The sequence below is a fragment of the Phaeacidiphilus oryzae TH49 genome (assembly GCF_000744815.1).
Classification (GTDB): domain Bacteria; phylum Actinomycetota; class Actinomycetes; order Streptomycetales; family Streptomycetaceae; genus Phaeacidiphilus; species Phaeacidiphilus oryzae.
This window is the reverse complement of sequence record NZ_JQMQ01000005.1, coordinates 6,007,561-6,026,553: the sequence shown is the minus strand read 5'-3', so window position 1 is coordinate 6,026,553 and position 18,993 is coordinate 6,007,561. Positions and strand designations below refer to the sequence as shown.

General features: G+C 75.9%; 22 protein-coding genes. 7 read left to right on the top strand and 15 right to left on the bottom strand.

Features of this window, described 5'->3' with window-relative positions:
* Position 1: 1 nt before the first annotated feature.
* The 12 genes from BS73_RS30510 to BS73_RS38470 form a co-directional block, all read right to left on the bottom strand.
* A complete protein-coding gene (locus BS73_RS30510; protein ID WP_235215587.1) occupies positions 2-496 on the bottom strand; it encodes a hypothetical protein in 495 nt (164 codons plus the stop codon).
* Between the two features lie 16 nt (positions 497-512).
* A complete protein-coding gene (locus tag BS73_RS30505; RefSeq protein WP_051941167.1) occupies positions 513-956 on the bottom strand; it encodes a TadE/TadG family type IV pilus assembly protein in 444 nt (147 codons plus the stop codon).
* The gene (locus BS73_RS38480; RefSeq protein ID WP_051941166.1) at positions 953-1,342 is read right to left on the bottom strand and encodes a TadE family protein; all 390 of its coding nucleotides are present in this window, start codon (positions 1,340-1,342) and stop codon (positions 953-955) included. The genes BS73_RS30505 and BS73_RS38480 overlap by 4 nt, the downstream gene beginning before the upstream one ends.
* Before the next feature lie 50 nt (positions 1,343-1,392).
* Positions 1,393-1,644 (bottom strand): hypothetical protein, encoded by a 252-nt coding sequence (locus tag BS73_RS38475; protein ID WP_037577650.1) that lies wholly within the window; start codon positions 1,642-1,644, stop codon positions 1,393-1,395.
* 90 nt (positions 1,645-1,734) lie between these two features.
* Positions 1,735-2,646: a hypothetical protein gene (locus BS73_RS30490; RefSeq protein ID WP_037577649.1), complete on the bottom strand. Its 912-nt coding sequence runs from the start codon at positions 2,644-2,646 to the stop codon at positions 1,735-1,737.
* Complete coding sequence (locus BS73_RS30485) at positions 2,643-3,689, bottom strand: type II secretion system F family protein (RefSeq protein ID WP_063837097.1); 1,047 nt, start codon at positions 3,687-3,689, stop codon at positions 2,643-2,645. Before BS73_RS30485 ends, BS73_RS30490 begins: the two co-directional genes overlap by 4 nt.
* On the bottom strand, positions 3,686-5,062 hold the full coding sequence (locus tag BS73_RS30480; protein ID WP_235215586.1) for a CpaF family protein: 1,377 nt from the start codon (positions 5,060-5,062) through the stop codon (positions 3,686-3,688). The genes BS73_RS30485 and BS73_RS30480 overlap by 4 nt, the downstream gene beginning before the upstream one ends.
* 184 nt (positions 5,063-5,246) lie before the next feature.
* Complete coding sequence (locus tag BS73_RS40790) at positions 5,247-6,458, bottom strand: hypothetical protein (RefSeq protein WP_063837096.1); 1,212 nt, start codon at positions 6,456-6,458, stop codon at positions 5,247-5,249.
* Positions 6,455-7,276: a flagella basal body P-ring formation protein FlgA gene (locus BS73_RS30470; RefSeq protein ID WP_084704471.1), complete on the bottom strand. Its 822-nt coding sequence runs from the start codon at positions 7,274-7,276 to the stop codon at positions 6,455-6,457. Before BS73_RS30470 ends, BS73_RS40790 begins: the two co-directional genes overlap by 4 nt.
* Positions 7,277-7,324: 48 nt before the next feature.
* Positions 7,325-8,365, bottom strand: a complete 1,041-nt coding sequence (locus tag BS73_RS35265) for a hypothetical protein (RefSeq protein WP_051941164.1) — start codon at positions 8,363-8,365, stop codon at positions 7,325-7,327.
* Positions 8,359-8,967, bottom strand: a complete 609-nt coding sequence (locus BS73_RS35260) for a hypothetical protein (RefSeq protein ID WP_051941163.1) — start codon at positions 8,965-8,967, stop codon at positions 8,359-8,361. The genes BS73_RS35265 and BS73_RS35260 overlap by 7 nt, the downstream gene beginning before the upstream one ends.
* 148 nt (positions 8,968-9,115) lie before the next feature.
* On the bottom strand, positions 9,116-10,153 hold the full coding sequence (locus BS73_RS38470) for a hypothetical protein (protein WP_037577647.1): 1,038 nt from the start codon (positions 10,151-10,153) through the stop codon (positions 9,116-9,118).
* 167 nt (positions 10,154-10,320) lie between these two features.
* Here BS73_RS38470 and BS73_RS30450 point away from each other — a divergent pair, with 167 nt between their 5' ends.
* On the top strand, positions 10,321-10,773 hold the full coding sequence (locus BS73_RS30450) for a MaoC family dehydratase (RefSeq protein ID WP_037577646.1): 453 nt from the start codon (positions 10,321-10,323) through the stop codon (positions 10,771-10,773).
* A 336-nt stretch (positions 10,774-11,109) separates the two neighbouring features.
* A complete protein-coding gene (locus BS73_RS30445; RefSeq protein ID WP_051941606.1) occupies positions 11,110-12,243 on the top strand; it encodes an MBL fold metallo-hydrolase in 1,134 nt (377 codons plus the stop codon).
* 92 nt (positions 12,244-12,335) lie between these two features.
* Here BS73_RS30445 and BS73_RS30440 read toward each other — a convergent pair whose 3' ends face one another.
* Positions 12,336-13,643 (bottom strand): SLC13 family permease, encoded by a 1,308-nt coding sequence (locus BS73_RS30440; RefSeq protein WP_407675092.1) that lies wholly within the window; start codon positions 13,641-13,643, stop codon positions 12,336-12,338.
* Between the two features lie 25 nt (positions 13,644-13,668).
* Positions 13,669-14,712, bottom strand: a complete 1,044-nt coding sequence (locus BS73_RS30435; protein ID WP_084704470.1) for a DMT family transporter — start codon at positions 14,710-14,712, stop codon at positions 13,669-13,671.
* Positions 14,713-14,964: 252 nt separating this feature from the next.
* Here BS73_RS30435 and BS73_RS30430 point away from each other — a divergent pair, with 252 nt between their 5' ends.
* From BS73_RS30430 to BS73_RS35255, 5 genes are all read left to right on the top strand, one after another.
* Positions 14,965-15,441 carry a pyridoxamine 5'-phosphate oxidase family protein gene (locus tag BS73_RS30430; protein ID WP_084704469.1) on the top strand — a complete coding sequence of 159 codons (477 nt, stop codon included), beginning with the start codon at positions 14,965-14,967 and terminating at the stop codon, positions 15,439-15,441.
* Positions 15,442-15,512: 71 nt separating this feature from the next.
* On the top strand, positions 15,513-16,442 hold the full coding sequence (locus BS73_RS30425) for an acyl-CoA thioesterase (protein ID WP_037577645.1): 930 nt from the start codon (positions 15,513-15,515) through the stop codon (positions 16,440-16,442).
* A 70-nt stretch (positions 16,443-16,512) separates the two neighbouring features.
* Complete coding sequence (locus tag BS73_RS30420) at positions 16,513-17,055, top strand: Rieske (2Fe-2S) protein (protein WP_037577644.1); 543 nt, start codon at positions 16,513-16,515, stop codon at positions 17,053-17,055.
* 46 nt (positions 17,056-17,101) lie between these two features.
* Positions 17,102-17,407 carry a TetR/AcrR family transcriptional regulator gene (locus BS73_RS30415; protein ID WP_161789721.1) on the top strand — a complete coding sequence of 102 codons (306 nt, stop codon included), beginning with the start codon at positions 17,102-17,104 and terminating at the stop codon, positions 17,405-17,407.
* Positions 17,404-17,778: a hypothetical protein gene (locus BS73_RS35255; protein WP_152617778.1), complete on the top strand. Its 375-nt coding sequence runs from the start codon at positions 17,404-17,406 to the stop codon at positions 17,776-17,778. Before BS73_RS30415 ends, BS73_RS35255 begins: the two co-directional genes overlap by 4 nt.
* Before the next feature lie 98 nt (positions 17,779-17,876).
* Here the strand turns inward: BS73_RS35255 and BS73_RS30410 are convergent, their stop codons facing one another.
* Positions 17,877-18,983 (bottom strand): SGNH/GDSL hydrolase family protein, encoded by a 1,107-nt coding sequence (locus BS73_RS30410; RefSeq protein WP_084704467.1) that lies wholly within the window; start codon positions 18,981-18,983, stop codon positions 17,877-17,879.
* Between the last annotated feature and the right edge of the window lie 10 nt (positions 18,984-18,993).

Below are 18,993 nucleotides of genomic sequence, written 5' to 3'. Positions count from 1 at the left end.
ATCAGTCGTTTCGGGCGATGAGGGTGGCGCTGCCGTGGCCGTGGACGGTGAGGTCGCCGAGGCCGATCAGGGCCAGGATGGTGGTGTGGTAGTCGCCGTAGACGTCCACCGTGACGGTCCGCGCGGTGGCGACCACGGTGCCGCGGGCGTTGCTGGCCGCGAGGTACTGCTGTCCGGCGGCCTCCGCCTTGGCCGGGTCGACCGTGAAGCCCTGGCCCTTGAGCGCCGCCTGCTGGTCGATCGCCTGGCCGGCGGCACGCGCGGCCTCCTGGGCGACCGCGTCCGCGTTCTCCAGCGCCCGCAGCCGCCCGCCGCCGTCGATCACCAGCCCGATGACCACCAGCAGCGCGACCGCGCTCAGCGCGACGAAGAGCGAGAGCGCACCGCTCTCCTCCCGCAGCCCGCCCGGCCGGCGCAGTCCGCGCGGTCCGCGCGAGCCGCGCGAGCCGCGCGAGCCGCGCGCGTCGCACGGCCGGCGCAGTGGGGTTCTCCGCATCCTCTCCCCGGCCTCCTCAGCGTGCCCGGTAGGCGTCGACGACCGAGGTGAAGGTGCTCTTCATGGTGTGCGAGCCCGGCAGGCCCGGCACCATCAGGTCGCCGAGCGGCACCGTGCAGACCACGGTGACCGTGATGTACCCGGTCTGCCCGAGCTGGGCGTCCAGCCCGGAGGTGTCCACCTGCGGCTGCACGTCCGGGCAGTCCACGCCCTGCTGGCTGAGCGTCGTCCGGGCCGCGTTCTCGGCCGCCGCCTGGGCGGCCGCCGCGGTCCGGGCGATGGAGGCGCTGCGCGCGGCGTCCCGGGCGGCGGCGTCCACCACTCCCCCGGCCGACTCGATCCGGCCGGCGCCGACCGCGAGGAGCACGAAGAGCAGGATGGCCGGCACCAGGATGGCCGCCTCGATGGCGATCCCGCCGTTCTCCCGTCCGTCCTCCCGCTCATCCTCCCGCCCCTTCATCCGCCCGCCCCCACCGCCGGGTCCGGCACGAACTCCTCCACCGGCGCGGTGACATGCTGGGCGATGGCCAGCCCGGGCACGAAGGGCAGCAGCGACTCCGCGCGCACCGACACCGTCACGGTGATCTGCGGCGCCCCGCCGGCCGCCGCGCCGATCTGGCTGATCTCCACCTGACGATCCGTCAACCCGCCTCCCACCCGGTCGAGGACGTTGCGCGCCTGGACGTCGCCGGCGTCCGTGGACGCCCCGTACGCCCGTGCGGCCTCGCTCCCCTCGCGCGCCGCGGTGAGGGCCACCTGGCGGGCGTACCACCACAGGCAGGCCTGGACGACGAGGAGGATCAGCGCCAGCACGGCCGGGAAGACCATGGCCAGGCTGATCGACATCGCCCCCTCCTCCCCTCGGGGGACGCGGAGGCGGAGGCGAGGCCGGAACCTCACGGCGTGTTGCCGATTTGGTTCGCCTTGGAGGTGACCAGCTTGGTGATCGCGGCCACCACCAGCCCGGCGGCGAGGATCAGCACCAGCACCAGCAGCGCGAGTTCGATGCTGAGCGCCCCGCGCTCGCGGTCCGCGCGGGCGTGCTGGACGCGGAGGGCGCGGTGCCGGATCACGTGGACGGCCATCACGGCGGGGAGGAGGAAGTCGGGCAGCGAGCTGGGGACCGCGGATCGGAGGTTCCGACTCATGGGGACTCCTGTGGTTCCTTCGGGGGTGCCTGGCGTTGCTCGGGGTCTCTTCATCGACATAGCGATCAATGGATACGGACGAGGGGCCGGTCATCCCCCTCGGAACATCTGGTAGACGGCGGGAAAGGCGATCAGCACGGTCATCAGCGTGACCAGCGCGGAGCCGGGGGCGACCATCCGCTCGCTGTCCACGTTCGCCCGGGCCAGGTCCTCGGCCAGCAGCTCCGCCCGCAGGTTGCGGGCGCGGGCCCGCAGGGTGCGGTAGACGGCGGCGCCGTCCGTACCGGAGATCCGCATGATGTCCGCGAGGTCCTGGAGCGGCGTCAGGCCCAGCTCCCCGGCGAGCGCCTCCAGGCCGTCCCAGGGCGCCTGCCGGGCCAGTGTGGCCCGGTCCAGGGCATCGGTGATCCGCCGGAAGACCGCGGAGCGGCCCACCGCGGCGGCCCGGACCAGCGCCTCCGCCGGGCCGCAGTCGGCGGCCCGCTCCAGCGCGACCAGCTCCAGGTAGGCGGCGATGCCGTGGAGGTACTCCACCCGTCCGGCCTTGGCCTCGCTCCGCACCACCAGGTCGGGGAGGAACCACAGCGCCGCCGCGAGCCCCAGCGATCCGATGACCGGCACCACCGGCGACAGCCCGGTGCCGATCAGGGCCGCGAAGACCACCAGGTACGGCGGGATCAGCAGGCCGAGGAGCGCGAAGAGCAGCTTGTGCGCCATGAACCGGGCGGGGGTGCGGCCGAGGAGGGCGAGTTCGCGGTGCGGGAGGGTCAGCCCGGGCAGGTCGAGCAGCCGCCCGCCGAGCCGGTCGAGCCGCGGGGTGGCGGACTCCGCGCCGGCGCGCCGGGCAGGCGGTTCCACCGCCATCCCGCTGCCGCGGCCGGCGCCCAGGCGGTCCAGGGCGGCGCCGAGGTCAGGCGGCCCCGGCCGCAACTCAGCGACCAGCAGCGCGAGTCCGCCGCCGAGCAGCGCGCCGACCACGATCAGCCAGGCGAGCGGGGTCATCGTCCGGCCACCCCCTCGGTTCCGGAGGGCAGGGGCGCCGGCAGCCCGTCAGGAGACGGGCCCCCGGCGCCACCCCCCTCACCGTCCGGCTCCGCCGCCCGCCTCCGCGGGAGGAGCCCGGCGCGGGACCGGCGGTCCCGCTCCAGGAAGCGCGGCACCGGCTTCTGGCCGGCCAGCGAACGCATCCACAGCACCACCGCGAAGAACGCCGCCGCCAGCACCAGCAGCACCAACTGCCCCAGCGCGCTGCCGTAGGGGGCGGTGTACCGGTGGTTGAGCGAGCCGACGGCGACCACGCCCAGGATGATCAGCACCATCCACCGCACGGTGGCCCGGTGCTTGGCCCGGTCGGCCTCGATCGCCCGGCGCTGCCGGACCTCCTCGCGGACCGACTCGGCCAGGTCGCCCAGCGCCCGGGCCAGGCCGGGGCCGCGGTCGGTGGCCCGGAGCAGCAGGGCGGCCAGCACCTTGTCCGCGGTCGAGTCGTCCAGCGCGTCGGCGAAGGCGCGCAGGGCGTCGGCCGGGGCCCAGCGCGCCTGGAGGCGCCCGGCCAGGTCGTTGATCTCGCGCTCCAGCGCCGCGGGCGCGGTACGCCGGCTGCTGACCACCGCGGCCTCCAGGCCCACCCCCAGCAGCAGGACGTCGGCCAGCCGCTGGGTCCACTCCGCCAGGGCCTCCAGCCGCTCGATCCGGTCGGTCTGCGACCGGGTGGAGTCCAGCAGCCAGGGCAGCGCGAAGACCAGCACCGGGACCAGCAGCACGGAGAGCGGGACGCCGGTGTACAGCCAGCCGCCGGCGCCGCCGAGGAGGGAGAGCCCGACCTGGATCCGGCGCAGCCGCACGGTCCGCGGGTTCGGCGTCCCGGTCGTCCCGTACCAGGCCCGCCGGAGGCGTACGGCCAGGCCGCGCTCGCCGTCCGGCCGCCCGCCGCGGCCCGTCCCCGGCTCGCTGCCGCGCAGATACGCCCACAGCGCGACAAGACCGGCCACCACGGCGGCGCCGCAGAGGGCGAAGGCCAGCAGGTCGGTGGAGGGGACGATCATCGGGTCTCACCTCCCGGACGTCCGCCGCCCCCGGGGATCCGCAGGTCGAGCGGGGCCGCCCAGCTCCCGTGCGGGGAGACCTCGAGCAGCCGGGCGTCGAAGCCGGCCCGCCGCAGGTCGTCCAGGCAGGCCGGGGGCAGCTGCGGTACCGCCCGCGGCTCGCCCGCGGTGGGACCGAAGACGGTGCTCAGCGCCGGGCGGCCGGACTCGCCGAGGCCGCTGACCTCCAGCACGTGCGAGACGAAGCGGTGCCGGCGCCCGCCGATCGCGGTCTCGTCGACCATCGCCAGGTGGACGATGAAGTCCAGCGCGTTGGCGGTGAGCCGGTAGGCCAGCGAGTCGGTCATCTGGGCGCCGTACTCCAGGCAGAGTTCGGCGATCCGGTCGACGACCATGTGCGGGGTGCGGGCGTGGAGGGTGCACATCGAGCCGCCCTCGCCGTTGGTCATCACCCGGAGCATCGGGACCACCTCGGCCGAGCGGACCTCGCCGACGATGATCCGGGAGAGCGACATCCGCAGCGCGGCCGGGATCAGCTCACCGATCGACAACTCGCCCGCGGAGCGCCCGTCCACGCGTTCCCCGTTGCCCTCCCGGGCCTCCATCGGCACCACCTGGCGCAGATGGCCGAGGGTGTGCAGCCACAGCTCGTACTCCGACTCCAGGGTGCCGATCCGCTCGTCGGCGGGGATCTCGCCGGCCATCGCGCGCAGCAGGCTGGTCTTGCCGACCCCCTGGGTGCCGGTGATCATCACGTTCTTCCGGGCCCGGATGCAGGCGGCCAGGAAGGCCGCCAGGGTGTGGTCCACGGTGCCGAGCTGGACCAGGTCACCGAGGGTGGCGCTGGCCACCCGGTGCCGGCGGACGGCCACGTACGGGCGCGGGGTGACGCCGGTCAGGGCCTGGAGGCGCATCCCGCCCTCCAGGCGGAGGGCGAGCATCGGGCTGGCGGTGGAGAGGGTGCGCTCACCGCCGCCGTGCCGGCGGGCCAGATCCTGGAGCAGCTCGATGAGTTCGTCGTCGCTGTCGGCGATCGGCGGCACCTGGCGCAGGGGTTGGTCGACCCGTGCGACCCACACCTGGTCGCAGCCGTTGACCAGGATGTTCTCCACCTCCGGGTCGTCCAGGTAGGGCTGGAGCCGGCCGGCCCGGAAGAGGAGGTCGTAGACCGCCTCGGCGAGGGCGCGGTCCTGCTCCCGGGTGGGCGGCACGCCATGCGCCAGGGCGTGGGCGTCGGACCACCGGGCGACCGCCTCCTCGATCAGCGCCCGGCCGCGCTGGCGGGTGGTGGCCTGGTCGGTTCCGGCGGCCGGGTCCTGGGCCACCCGCTCATGGAGGGCGGCGGCCACCTGCCGCTTCAACTCCCGTGCCACCGCCGGGTCCACGGGCGTACCGACGACCGCAGGCGGGGCGGGTGCGGCGGGTGCGGACGGCGGCAGGTCGGCGGCGCCCCAGGCGCCGCCTGGCGCGAGCGTCCCGACGGGCCCGCCGGCGGGGGCCGCGGGACGCCGTGGAAGCCGTTCACGGCCTCCGCGTTCGGGTGGGGCGGATTGGGCATCAGCGGATCACCTGGGGATGGCCGGGGCCGGGCTGCGGCGGCGCGGGATGGGGAGCGAGCCCGGCGAGGGGCGCCGCGGGGTCGCCGGCCGCCGGACTCCCGGCCGCCGGACCGCCCGCGCCCGGACCGCCCGCCCCCGACGGCTGGTGGACGCCGGGGGCCTGGGGGACGCCCGGGGCCTGGTGGACGCCGGGGGGCTGCTGTCGGCCCGCCTGGGCCCGCGGGTCTTGCTGGGCCCGCTGCGGCTGCGGTCCCGGCTGTGGGTTGGGTCCCGCCTGCGGCTGCGGTCCCGCCTGCGGGTGGGGGTAGGGCCCGGCCTGCGCCGGGCCGTGGACCCGCCCGTTCGCCGGCCCCTGCGCCTGCCCCGGCCCGGGCGGCGGGGCCTGCGGCAGGCCCTGCGCCACGCCCTGCGGCGGCACGTCCGGCAGCCCCAGCCGGGCCCGGCGGCGGGCCGTCAACTGCCGTACCGCGTCGGCCGTCGAGCGCGCCGCGCGCATCAGCTCGGATCGGACGAACCGCCGGTCCGGCTCCCCGCCGTCGGAGAGCACCCGCGCCTGCTTCGGCAGATACGGCAGCAGCCCCAGCGCGGGGGCGCCGAGCCGCCGCGCCACCTCCGCCACCGGGTACGGCCCCTCACCCACCACCAGCAGGCCGTGGGCGTCCGCCCCTGTACCCTGCGCGTCCAGCTCCGCGTGCAGCGAACTCACCCTCGGCCGCGCCGAGTTGACCCCGCGCAGGGTGGACCGCAGGACGGTGAGCACCACGTCCGCCCGCCGGGCCAGCACCGAGGAGGCGCCGTGCGCCCCGGAGCGGCCCAGGTCGACCAGGACGTCGCAGCCCTGGAGGTGGAGGTCCTGGAACAACCGGGCCAGCGGCTCCCAGGTGTAGGCCAGTCCGGGCGCCTGGGCCGGATCGGTGAGCCCGGGCAGCAGCAGCCGGTTCTGCTCCCCGTCCGGCGACAGGTCGACGAGCTGGCTCCACAGCGTCTCGGCGAGGAGGCCCCGGCGGTCGGCGACGGCCAGGTTGCGCAGCCCGTACACGGCCTCCACCCGGCCCTCCAGCGCACCGGCCAGCACGGCCCCGCCGTCCGGGTCGCACTCGGCCAGCAGCACCCGCCGCCCCGGGCCCAGCGGCCAGGCGAGCAGCAGCGCCAATGCCGTGGTGGTGGCGCCGGGCGCGCCCGGACCGCCGGCGATCGCGACCACGGTCATCCCCCGCCACCCCCGCCCTGCGCGGCGATCACCACGGCGAACCGGCCGCCGGCGACCAGGTCGGCGACGGCCGGGCCCTGGGTGGCCGGTACGGCGACGTCCACCACCACCGTGCCGTTGACGTCCGGCTGGCCGACGTCGACCACGGTGGCGGCGTAACTGGGCTGCACAGAACCGGACTTGGCGGAGGAGCCGGAGCTGCCCGTTCCACTGCCCGAACCGCCGCCGCTGCCGCTGTTGCCGGCCGCGCTGGGGGTGGAGACGATCAGCACCGAACCGCCGGGGTAGAGCCGCCGGGCCGGCAGCTGGCCGTTCTTGGCGGCCACGCCGATCACCTGCTTCCCCGCCGTGACCAGCGGGGCATTGCTCAGGTCGTCCTTGGTGAGGAGGGTGCCGGCCTTGAGGTCGGTGGTGGCCCGCATGCCGACCACCTTGCTGTGGGCGCTGAGCGGCCGGAGCGCCGGGTCGAGGGAGATCCGCGCCTCGGCCAGGTCCTGGCTGGTGATCGTCTCCCCGGCGGAGACGTTCTGGGCCAGGGCGAGGACCGCGACCCGCTTGCCGGTGGAGGTGTACAGCGCGGCACCGCCGAGGCCGCCGGCCGCGATCAGCGCGACGGCCAGCGCCAGCACGGCCGGTCTGCGCCGCCGCCCGCGCAGGGCGCGCGGTGGCGCGACAGCGCCCGGGCCGCTGCCGCCGTCGGCGCCGCCCGCACCGCCGTGGCCGCCGCCGTTGGCCAGGGGCGTCCCGTAGCCGCCGCCGGGCCCGCCGGGGGGCGCCGCGGCGCGCTGGTAGGCGGTGTTCGCCGGGTTGTCCACCATCCGCTTCCTGCCGCCCTTCGTTCTGCGCTGCACTGCTGTGACCAGCCGTCAGTTGTTGAGGACCTGGAGTTCGTCGATCTCGATCGAGCCGGCCCGCTGCGGCACCGGGTCGAGGGCGAGCTGCCCGCCGCCGTTGCCCCCGGCGGTGACCCGCCAGCGGGCCGCCCACTGGACGGTGGCGTTCACCGGGTAGCGGTGGCCGGGCTGGTTCGCGGAGGGCTGCCCGTAGCCCTGGTAGCCGCAGTCCGGCGTGGAGTCGCCGGTCTGGTACGGCGTGCCGGGCCCGTTGCAGGAGACCGTGTGGCCGTCGCCCATGTCCCAGACCACCTGGGTGATCCAGACCTCCACGGTCACCGTGGTGCCGCCGGCGGTGACCGGCTGGAGGGCGAGCGGCCGCGCGGCGGTCGGCCAGGCCGCCATCCCGGCCGGCCGGGCCAGCCACAGCCAGATCGGCATGCCGACCAGCGCCTTGTCGGCGGGCGCCAGTTCGACCTGGGAGACCGGCAGCGGGTTCTTCTGCAGGGCCTGGCGGGCCAGGTCCGCGGGGTTCACCCTGACCACCGCGCCCGGGACGGCCGGTGGCCTGGGCCGCCAGACATCGATCTGGCCGCCCCCGCCCTGGTCCAGGCAGGTCCGGGTGTACACCGCGCCGTCGCCGGGCTGGTGGCCCTGCCAGGCGATGTCCCCTGCGGGCGGCTGCGGTTGGGCCTGCTGGTAGTAGCAGCCGTCGCTGGAGTCGAAGACGCCTACCCCGGGCACCTCGCAGGCATAGGTCTTCCCCTGGTAGCTGCAGGTCGGCATGCCCCCGCCGCCGCCGCTTCCGCCACTGCTCCCCCCTCCGCCGCCACTCGCCGAGCCCGGAGAACCGGGGTCCTTGGCGACGGTGCAGACGTAGTCGATCTGGCACTGCGACACCGAGCCGCTGCCCCCACCCCCGCCCCCGCCGCCGCGCGCCGGGGCCGCCGAGGCCGCCGCGCCGATCGGCGAGGGCACGGCGAAGGCCAGCGCGGTGGTGGCGGCAGTGGCCGCCACGGTGACGGCGGCCCGCGCGGCCAGTCCGCCGCGCAGTGCCCGAAAACGCGTCAGCACGGTTGGGTGGTGTAGCGGTTGACGTCGGAGATCATCCATGTCTCCCCCACGGTCCTGGCCTGGACAGTGATCACATAGCGGGTGAGCCGCTGGGCGGGGTCGGCGTCGTGGTGGCCTTTGGCGGTGGCCTGGTGCCAGCCGGTGACGTCGAGGCAGTCCCACAGCGTCGCGGTGTGCGGGTCGCTCTGGAGGTCCACCGAGGTGACCCTCGGTCGGTAGATCGGGCGCCCGGTCATCACCAGACCGGAGCGCTGGAGGCGGACGACGCCGGCGAGGGCGTCGCTGAGGGCCTTGTCGGTGGCGTAGGTCTGGAGGCCGGAACCGGCCGCGTCGGCGGTGGCGGAGGCGTGGATCTCGGAGGCCCAGTAACCGCGGTAGATCCGCAGCACCTCCACGCCGGCCGCGCCCTGCGGACCGGTGGAGGGGATCGGCGAACTGGGCGGAGCGGCCGGGGTGCCGCCGCCGGTTCCGGCCACCGGATCACCGTCGAGGGTCTGCGCGCCACCCCCGCCGGCGCATGCGGACAGCGTCCAGAGGACCACCAGGAGGACGCCGACGGTAAGCGCCGGCGCTGTACGCCGTGACCACAGCTCGCGCCGCATCGCTCCCCCTCGTTGCGCCACTCCCGCTGTTCACATCACCCTGCGGGGTTTGCAGAATATGACGCACACCCCCTCATGTCCCAGGGTGCCGGGAAAATTCTTCCGACAGCCATGTAGTCCGGAGTGGTCGGATCTGTCTCCCGGATGTTCAGGAATGCTCGCGCCGGCCCTGCCGCCGGTCCGGCCGGCGGGGCGCCTCCCGCTGGTTGACCGGGCCCTGACCAGCCGTCAACTCGGCCCGCAGCGCGGGCGGGAGGGCGTCCAGCGAGAGTCGTCCGCGCAGGGCCGCGCGATTGCGCAGCAGCAGCCGGCTGCGCGGGGGTGCGGGCAGGTCGCGTACGCCCTCGGAGGGCGAGCCCGCCGAGCCGAGCGCCCCGTCCAGCGCGGCCGGGTCGAGCACCGGCTCCCCGCCGGGCAGCCCGGAGTTGAGGAGGACGGCGAGGTCCCGGGCGAAACCGCCGGCGTGCAGCGAGGCGCCCTCCGGCCCGGCGACCCGGCGCAGCCGGGACACCCCGCCGTGCCCGCCGTAGCGCACGATCCGGCCCCAGACCTGGAGGGACACCGCCTCGGCGGCACGCCCGCCGGCCTGCCCGGAACGGACGGCCCGGCCTGCACCTGCTCCCGCGCCCGTCCCCACGCTCACGCCCGCGCCCGCGCTCACGCCCGCGCCCGCCTCCTGGTCCCCCGTCAGATCCACCGGGACCGCCCCCAGCCGCGGCCAGTCCGCACGGCCGACCGCGACGTCCACCAGCAGCAGCGCCTCCGGGTGCCGGCCGTGCTCCATCGCGCTGGCCACCCAGGAGACGGGAAGCCCCAGCCGGCCGGCGTCCTCCCGCCGGGAGCCGGCCACGGCCAGTACCGGACGCCGCCGCCGCGGGTCCTCCACCAGCTGCCCGGCGAGATAGACGACGAGCAGCCGCCCGGGCCGCCCGGCGCCCTCGCGGACCGCGGTGTGCAGCGCGTTGGCGTCGCCGTCCGGCAGGGCGGTGCTGATCCGGCAGTGCTCGGGGCCGCTGTCCAGCAGGCCCGCGGCCAGCGCGCGGCCGAGCGCGGCAGCGCCCGCCGCGGCGCCCAGCGAGCCGCCGAGCGCCCGGTCGTCTGGGCACTCCGCCCCGACCAGCACCACGTCCACGGCGAGCGCGGACTCCCTGCCCCCCGCGCCGGCCGACTCGGTCGGCCTCTCCAACCCGCTCACCCCGCCCCCCGGCTAGGCCCGTCGCCTGCGAACCGAGCGTAGCGCCCGCCACCTGCCACTGTGACCACTGTGACCGGGATCCTCTGGACGCCCTACCGACCAGTCGGTATACCCTCGCTGCCGTATCCGCACCGCGCGCGACGCTGAGGAGCCGCCCGATGAAGACCTTCGCCTCCCTGGACGAGCTGGCCGCCGCCGTCGGCACCGAGCTGGGCAGCAGCGACTGGCACACCGTCACCCAGGAACAGGTCGACCTGTTCGCCGAGGCCACCGGCGACCACCAGTGGATCCACGTCGACCCGGAGCGCGCCAAGGCCGGCCCGTTCGGCGGCCCGATCGCCCACGGCTTCCTCACCCTCTCGCTGATCCCGCTGCTGGCCAAGGAGTGCTACGCGGTCGAGGGCATCAAGATGGCCGTCAACTACGGCTCCAACAAGGTGCGCTTCCCCTCCCCCGTGCCGGTCGGCACCAAGGTCCGGGGCAGCGCCGAGCTGGTCTCGCTGGACGAGGTGCCGGGCGGCCGGCAGGCCGTCGTCCGGTTCACCGTCAGCAGCGAGGGCAGCCCGAAGCCGCACTGCGTGGCCGAGACGATCACCCGCTTCTACGCCTGAGCCGGGCCGCCGCCGGGCCCCCGCCCGGCGCCCCCGGGTAGATCAACACGTCTCCGCTCGGCGGGTCGGCCGGGGGCCCGCCGGGTACGCTGCCGGAGGCGGTCGGGTCGGAGCGCAGCGGCCGGGCAGCGCTGCCCGACGGCGCGACCGCAGGTCAGGCCCCCGTCCGGGGGCGTCCCTGATCGAGGAGGTGCCGTGCCCGGCTCCACCCCCTGGCTCTCGCGGTTGAACAAGGCCGCCCGTACGATCCCCGGCTCGGTCTCCCGCTCCGTTCCCCTGGTCGCCGGCCACGTCACCGAGCGGGTCTCGGAGCGCGTCACCGACGCGGCCGGGACGGTGGCCCGCCGGCTGCGCCCGGACTCCTTCGGCGCCGAACCGGCCGGGGAGCGGCTGGAGCGCATCCTGCGCTCGCCGAACTTCGTGGACGGCGCCTTCCGCAACCCCGTCCCCACCCGGCGCGGTGAGCCGGGGTCCATGCTGTCCGCACTGCGCACCACCTTCCTCGCGGAGGACCGCAGCCGGCGGCTGCCGGCCGGGGAGATCCCCGTCCATCCGCTGACCCCCGAGGAGCTCGCCGAACCGCCGGCCTCCGGGCTGCGAGTGACCTGGCTGGGTCACGCCGGGGTGCTGGCCGAGATCGACGGCCGGCGGGTGCTCTTCGACCCCGTGTGGGGCGAGCGCTGCTCGCCGATCGGCGGCTTCGGCCCCCGCCGGCTGCATCCCGCGCCGATCCCGCTGGACCGGCTGGGCCGGGTGGACGCGGTGGTGGTCTCCCACGACCACTACGACCATCTGGACATGCCGACCATCCGCGGCCTGGTCGGCTCCGACGCGGTCTTCGCGGTGCCGCTGGGGCTCGGCGCCCACCTCGAACTGTGGGGGGTGCGGCCGGAGCGGATCGTCGAACTCGACTGGAACGAGACGGCCGAGGCCGCCGGGCTGCGGCTGACAGCGACGCCGGCCCGGCACTACTGCTCGCGCGGCCCGCGCACCAGCCCGCTGCTGCTGTGGGCGTCCTGGGTGGTGGAGGGCGAGCGGCACCGGGTCTACCACAGCGGGGACACCGGGTACTTCCCCGGCTTCGCCGAGATCGGGGCCCGGCACGGGCCGTTCGACGTGACGATGGTTCAGATCGGCGCGTACAGCCCCGAGCTGTGGCCGGACGTCCACATGACGCCGGAGGAGGGCGTACGGGCCCATCTCGACCTGGGCGGCGAGCTGATGCTGCCGATCCACTGGGCGACCTTCAACCTGGCGCCGCATCCCTGGGACGAGCCCGCGGAACGCACCCTGGCCGCGGCGGCGTCCGCGGGGGTCACCCTCGCGCTGCCGCGCGTCGGCGCCCCCTTCGAGCCCGCGAAGGCCCCCGCGCCGGAGCCGTGGTGGCGCGCGATCGCAGCGCCGTCCCCGACCGAACGCTGCGGCGCCCCCCGCCCCGCCGCACCCGTGGCCACCACGGCCACCCCGTAGCGCCCCATAGCGCCCGGAGCGCCCGGAGCGCAGCACCGAGGACGCTGGTGAGGGGCGCGGGAAACCCCGCGCCCCTCGTCCGCCCTCCGGGCTCAGCCGCCCGTGACCGCCAGCGAAGCCCACAGCGCCGCCGTCGCGGCCAGCAGCGTCGCCGGGACGGTCACCGCGCCGAGCCGGGTGAACTGGGTGATCCCGGGGTCGACTTGGTGGTCACGCAGCACCCGCCGCCACAGCAGGGTCGCCAGCGACCCCGCGTAACTGAGGTTGGGTCCCAGGTTCACCCCCAGCAGCACCGCCAGCACCGGCCCCGCCCCGTCCCCCGCGACCAGCGGCAGCAGCGCCAGCACCGCCGGCAGGTTGTTGATCACGTTGGACAGCACCGCCGCGATCCCGGCGATCGCCAGCAGCGACAGGAACCCGCTGCCCCGCGGCAGCACGTCGCCCACCGCCCGGCCCAGCCCGTTCTGCACCACCGCCGAGACGATCACCCCGAGCGCCAGCACGAAGACGCAGAACGCCGGGTTCGCCGCCAGCACCACCCCCCGCACCGTCGCCTGCCGCCGCGCCACCGCCCGGACGGCCAGCACCAGCGCGCCGGCGAAGGCCGCCCAGGCCGAGTTGACCCCCAGCAGCGAGCAGACCACGAAGCCGACCAGGGTCAGCCCCAGCACCACCGGGGTGAACACCGGCAGCCGGCCGGACGGCCCCTCCGCCCCCGTCCTGCGCTCCTCGGTGGTCGGCTCGGCGAGGTCGGCCCGGAAGAACCAGCGGAAGATCCCGTACTCCACGGCCACCGCGGCCACCCACGGCAGGGCCATCAGCGCGCCGAACCGCAGAAAGCTCAGCCCGCTCGCGCCCAGCGCCAGCAGGTTGGTCAGATTGGAGACCGGCAGCAGCAGCGAGGCCGTGTTGGAGAGGTGCCCGCAGGCGTACACCTGCGGGCGCGGATGCGCGCCGACCTTCGACGCGGTCACGAAGACCACCGGGGTCAGCAGCACCACCGTCGCGTCCAGGCTGAGCACCGCGGTGACCACGGCGGCCACCGCGAACACCCCGACCAGCAGCCGTTGCGCGCTGCTCCCGGTGTACCGGGCGACCAGCTCCCCGGCCGCCTCGAAGAGCCCGTCCTCGGCGCACAGCCAGGCCAGCACGAGGACGCAGGCCAGGAAGCCGACCACCGGCAGCAGCGTGCGCAGCTGCGTCCAGGCGGGGCCGGACGGCACCGCCCCGAGGGCGATCAGCAGCCCCGCCCCCGGCACCGCCGCCAGCGCCTCCGGCCAGCCCCGCGGCCGCAGCACGGCGAAGGCGAGCACGCCGATCAGCACCAGCACGGAGGCGAACTCGGCCAGCGGACCGGGCAGCAGCGAGGAGAGGGCGAGCGGGTGGGACGGTGGATGCACCCGCTCATCCTTTCATCCGCGCTGCTCACCCCGGACGGCCAGGCCGCCGCCGCTCCGCGAGCGCCAGCAGCAGCACGGCGAGCAGCAGCACCCCGGTGCCGGCCAGCGCCGGCGCGGTCAGCCGCTCGCCGAGGAGGGTCGCTCCGAGCAGCAGCGCGGCGACCGGCTCCAGCATGGCGATCGCGGTCACCGTGGTGGCGCTGACCACGGTCAGCGAGCGGAACATCAGCGCGTAGGCCAGCGCGGAGGGCACCAGCCCGAGGAAGGCGATCAGCCCGTACGCCTCGACCCATCGGCCGCCGGTGGGCAGCAGCTGGACGAAGGGCAGCACGGGGAGCAGCAGCACCACTCCGACGGCGAACCCGCCGGCCGCCCGGTCCGGCGCGCTCAGCCCGCTGCCGCCGGGCCGCCCGGCCTGGGCCTGGGTCTGGGCCTGGAACTGGCTGAGCAGATTGGTGGCGCCGAGCCCGGCCGCCGAGCCCAGGGCGGCCAGATAGCCCCAGAGCGGTGCGGTGCCACCGGAGGCGGTCCCGGCGCCGGCGCCGCCGAAGGCCAGCAGCAGCAGGCCGCCGACGGCCAGCAGCACGGCCGTCGCGCCGCCGCGCCCGATCCGCTCGCCGAAGAGCAGCCGGGCGGCGAGGGCGGTCAGCACCGGGGCCGCGCCGAGGGTGACGGCGGTGCCGACGGCCAGCCCGGAGAGGACGATCGCGGTCTGGTAGCAGACGTGGAAGACGCACATCCCGGCGGCGGTGGCGAGCAGCCACGGCCATTCCCGGCGCAGCTGCCGCCACCGGGGCAGCCGGCGGATCCGGCCGGCGAGGAGCAGCAGGGCGCCGAGTGAGAACCGCCAGAAGGTGATGGCGAACGGGCCGAGCCCGGAGAACTGGTGGAGGAGGGTGGCCGCGGCGCCGGCCGTGCCCCAGGAGACGGCGGCGAAGGCCGCGTAGGCGAGCCCGCGCGGCACGGAGAGCAGGCGGGGCGCGGCGCCGGGGTGGCCGGCTTCGGCCGGGAGGCCGGCCGCGCCGGGGCGGTCGAGGGAACGCGGGAGCGTGCGTGAGGTCGCGCGCATGAGGGGGTGACTCCGTACGGGATGAGCGCTTGGTCCGCGCGTGGACGGGTGGGTGTCGTCTCCGCGGGCAGCGTTCAGCGCGGGCCGGGCGCGTTCAGCGCCTGCGGCCCCTCCGTCTTCCCTGCCCGCTCAGCGCGCGGGAGGGGGGAGTACGAGAGCCGTGTACGGGTTCATGGCGGGCAGCCTACCGGGTGATCGCGGAGCCGGCCGTGGCCCTTCCGGAATAGAACTCGTTCTAGGTAACGTGCGCCCATGACATCGAGGAATGAACAGCGGCGCGGGCGGCGGATCATGATGGACCGGCAGGAGCGCGACGCCTTCCTGGCCGAGCAGCGCACCTGCCGGGTGGCCACGGTCTCCGCCGACGGCTCCCCGCACGCGACCCCGCTCTGGTTCTACTGGGACCCCGCCGGGGAGGACGACGGCGAGGGCGACGGCGAGGGCGCCCTCTGGCTGTACTCGCTGACCCGCAGTCAGCGCTGGGCCGACACGGTCCGCGAACCGCGGGTGGCCGTCGTGGTCGACGCCGGCCACGAGTACGGGGAGCTGCGCGGGGTGGAGGTACGCGGCTCCGCCGAGCCCGCCGAGGCCCCGCCGGCGGTGCGCAAGGGCTTCGCCCGGAAGAACTTCGGCCTGGACGAGGTGCCGCCGGACGGCAGGCACGACTGGCTGCGGATCACCCCGACCGCGATCCGCTCCTGGGACTTCCGCAAGATCCCGCAGGGCTGAGCGGGCGACGGCACGCGTCCAGTGGGCGAGATCACACCCGGTGCCCCGGCCCGACCTGCCACGATGATCGGATGACCGACGAGGAAGAGGCGCGCAAGGGCGCCTTCGCCGAGCTGCTCCGCCTGGACGAGATCGAGCAGAACCTGTTCCGCGGCTGGTGCCACGCCGGCGCGCCGCTGCGCGCCTTCGGCGGCCAGGTCGCCGCCCAGGCCCTGGTGGCGGCCGGCCGTACGGTCGGCGCCGAGCGCCATGTCCACTCGCTGCACGGCTACTTCATGCGCCCGGGCGACCCGCGGCGGCCCATCGTGTACGAGGTGGACCGGGTGCGCGACGGCCGGTCGTACACCACCCGCCGGGTGACCGGGGTGCAGAACGGAGAGGCGATCTTCACCCTCTCCGCCTCCTTCAAGGTCCCGGAGAAGGACGAGGGGCGGCAGCGCACCATGCCGGTCGTCCCGCCGCCCGAGGAGCTGCCGGACCCGTACCCGGCGTGGAAGGAGCTGGACCCCGAGGGGTACGCCGCCTCCCACACCCATCTGGCGATGGACCTGCGCTTCGTGCCGCGGCGGGCGGAGGGGCTGCCGGCCGAGGAGCCGGGGATGCCGGAGCAGTTCGTCTGGGTGCGGGCCTCCGCGCCGCTGCCGGACGACGACCCGCTGCTCCAGGTCTGCGCGCTGGCCTACATGTCGGACCTGACGCTGGCCGGGACCGCCTCGCTGGACCGGCAGCCGCCGCGGCAGAAGCGCGCCCGCTCCGAGCTCTCGGTGGCCTCCCTGGACCACGCGATGTGGTTCCACCGGCCGTTCCGGGCCGACGAGTGGCTGCTCTTCGCCCAGCGCAGCCCCTCCGCCTCGGACGGGCGCGGCCTCGCCCTCGGCGAGTTCTACACCCGGGACGGCGACCTGGTCGCCTCCTGCGTGCAGGAGGCGCTGGTCCGCGAGCGGCTGCGCAAGCCCGGGGAGTCCCGAGGACCGGAGGAGAAGCCCGGGAAGAACGGCTGAACCGTTCGCCCGTCGCCCGCGTAACCACCCCCCGAAGTCCCAACAGCCACACGGACAACGGGAGTTGACCATGGCAGAGAACGAGACGACGGACGCCCCCGCCCTTCCGGGCTGCCCGGCCCGGCGCGCGCTGCTGGCCGGGGCGGGCGCGGCGGCGGGCGGCCTGCTGCTGGCCGGCTGCGGCGGCATGGGCTCGTCCGGCTACGGCGGCTCGGGGGGCTCCGGGAGCTCCGGCAGCTCGGCCGGCTCGGGCAGCGGAAACGGCGACGGCAGCGGCAGCGGCAGCGGCAGCAGCGGCATGGCCGGTTCCTCCCCGGCCGCCGGCGGCCGGGCCCTCGGCGCCGCCTCGGAGGTCCCGGTCGGCGGCGGGAAGGTGTTCGCCGACGCCAAGGTCGTGGTGGTGCAGCCGACCGCCGGGACGTACAAGGCGTACAGCGCGGTCTGCACCCACGCCGGCTGCATCGTCGACAAGGTGGCCGGCGGCACCATCGACTGCCCCTGCCACGGCAGCCGCTACCGGGTCGAGGACGGGTCGGTCGCGGCCGGTCCCGCCCCGGCCCCGCTGGCGCCGCAGAAGGTGCGGGTGAGCGGCGGCCAGATCCGTCTCACCTGATCAGGCGTCATACTACGGCGCGGGGTCGCCCCGTAGAATGGGGCGCGTGTCCAAGGTTGACCTGTCCCCTCGGCCGGTCGAGGCCATGTCTCCCCGCCAGTTGGAACGCCGCAGGAACCTGGTCGAGGCAGCAACCCAGCTGGTCGCCGAGATGGGCGTGGAACGCGTCCAGATGAAGCACGTCAGCGAGCGGTCCGGGGTCGCGCTGGGAACCGCGTACCGGTACTTCTCCTCGAAGGACCATCTGCTGGCCGCCGCGGTCGCGGACTGGTGGGCGCAGCTGCTCGCCGACCTGGCTGCGGCGGCGCCGGCGGCGGCCGTCGCCCCGACGAGCCCGCGGACCGGGTGGTGAACTTCGTCCACCGCGGGCTGCGGGCCTTCCAGCGGCAGCCGCAGATGGCCCACCTGCTGGTCTCGGTCGCGGTCTCCACCGATCCCTTCGCCAGCGAGGCGGTGCAGCGGATGGCCTGCGTCGGCCAGGAGTCGCTGCGCACCATCCTTCCCGAACTTCCGCCGCAGGCCCGGTCGGTGGTGCCGCATCTGATCGACTCGGCCTGGCAGGGCGAGTTGATCGCCTGGGTGACCGGCCGCAGCACGCTGGCCGACGCCTACCGCCGCCTGGAGGAGGTGATCCGCCTTCTGCTGGCCCCCCACCTGCCGGTGCCGGCGGCCCCCACCCGGGCTCCGGCCCGTCCGGCGGCCACGGCGAACCCCGTCGGCTGAACCGGGCGGCCGAACCGGGCGCCTGAACCGGGCGGCCGGCCAGGCCGGCTGCCCCGGTCGGGGGACGGACCCGCCCGGCCGCGCCGGTCCGGCCGCCGTCAGCCGCCGGTGACCTGCCGGAGGTCGACCGCGTCCGCCATCGCCTGGTAGCCCGCGGAGCCGGGGTGGAGGTGGTCGCCGCTGTCGTAGCGGGGGGCCAGCCGCTCGGGGTCGGCGGGATCGGCGACCGCGCGGGCGAAGTCGACAGTGCAGTCGAAGGCGTGCGAGGTGAGGATCCAGCGGTTGACCGCCTCCCGGATCCGCTCGCCCTGCGGGCTCCAGTAGAAGGCGCCGCGGAAGGGCAGGATCGTTCCGCCGCAGACGCGGACGTGCCGGGCGTGCGCGAGGTCGATCAACCGCCGCAGCCCGCCGACGAGTTCGGCGGCGGTGAGCGGACCGCCGTGCGGTCCGGCGTCGTTGCCGATGTCGTTGACGCCCTCCAGGACGACGACCGACCGGACGCCGGGACGGTCCAGCGCGTCCCTGGTGAAGCGTTCGACCCCGGGGACGCCGTGTTCGAGCAGCGGGGCGTCGGTGAGGAGCCGGTTGCCGCCGATCCCGGCGTCCACCACCGCGTACGGCCGGCCGCCGGGCCGGGCCGTGAAGCGGCGGGCCAGGTCGTCCGGCCAGCGGCGGTCGGCGTTCGGGGTGGCCGCGGAGCCGTCCGTGATGGAGTCGCCGAACGCGACCACGGTGTCGCGGGCCCGGTCGGGGACGAGGTCGACGCCGTCCAGGTAGTACCAGTGGGTGGAGGTCCGCGGGTAGTCCGCGGTGCTGTCGTCGGCGGCGTGGTCGCCGCCGCCGGGCGCGGTCGCCCAGGTGGTGCCGTCGGCGTTGGCGTGGAAGGAGGACGGCCCGGTCGGGTTCGGCAGGTAGACGCTGACCAGGAGGGAGCGGTCGGCGCCGACGGCCAGGGCCACGGGCCGGGTGACGGCCTCCCCGCCGGCCGGGATGGTGACGCTGGTGGAGGTGGCGGCGGCGCCCGGCCCGCCGCCGGCGACGGCGAAGCGGGCGGTGCGGTGGCTGCCGGGGACGGCGTCCCCGCTGCCGCCGCTCCCCTGCCGGAGCGCCACGTCCACGGCGCCCAGCACCAGCGGGCCGCTGCCGTAGCGGTTGGAGAACTCCAGGCGCGGGGAACGGCCGGCCACGGTGCTGTGGACGACCATCCGGACGGTC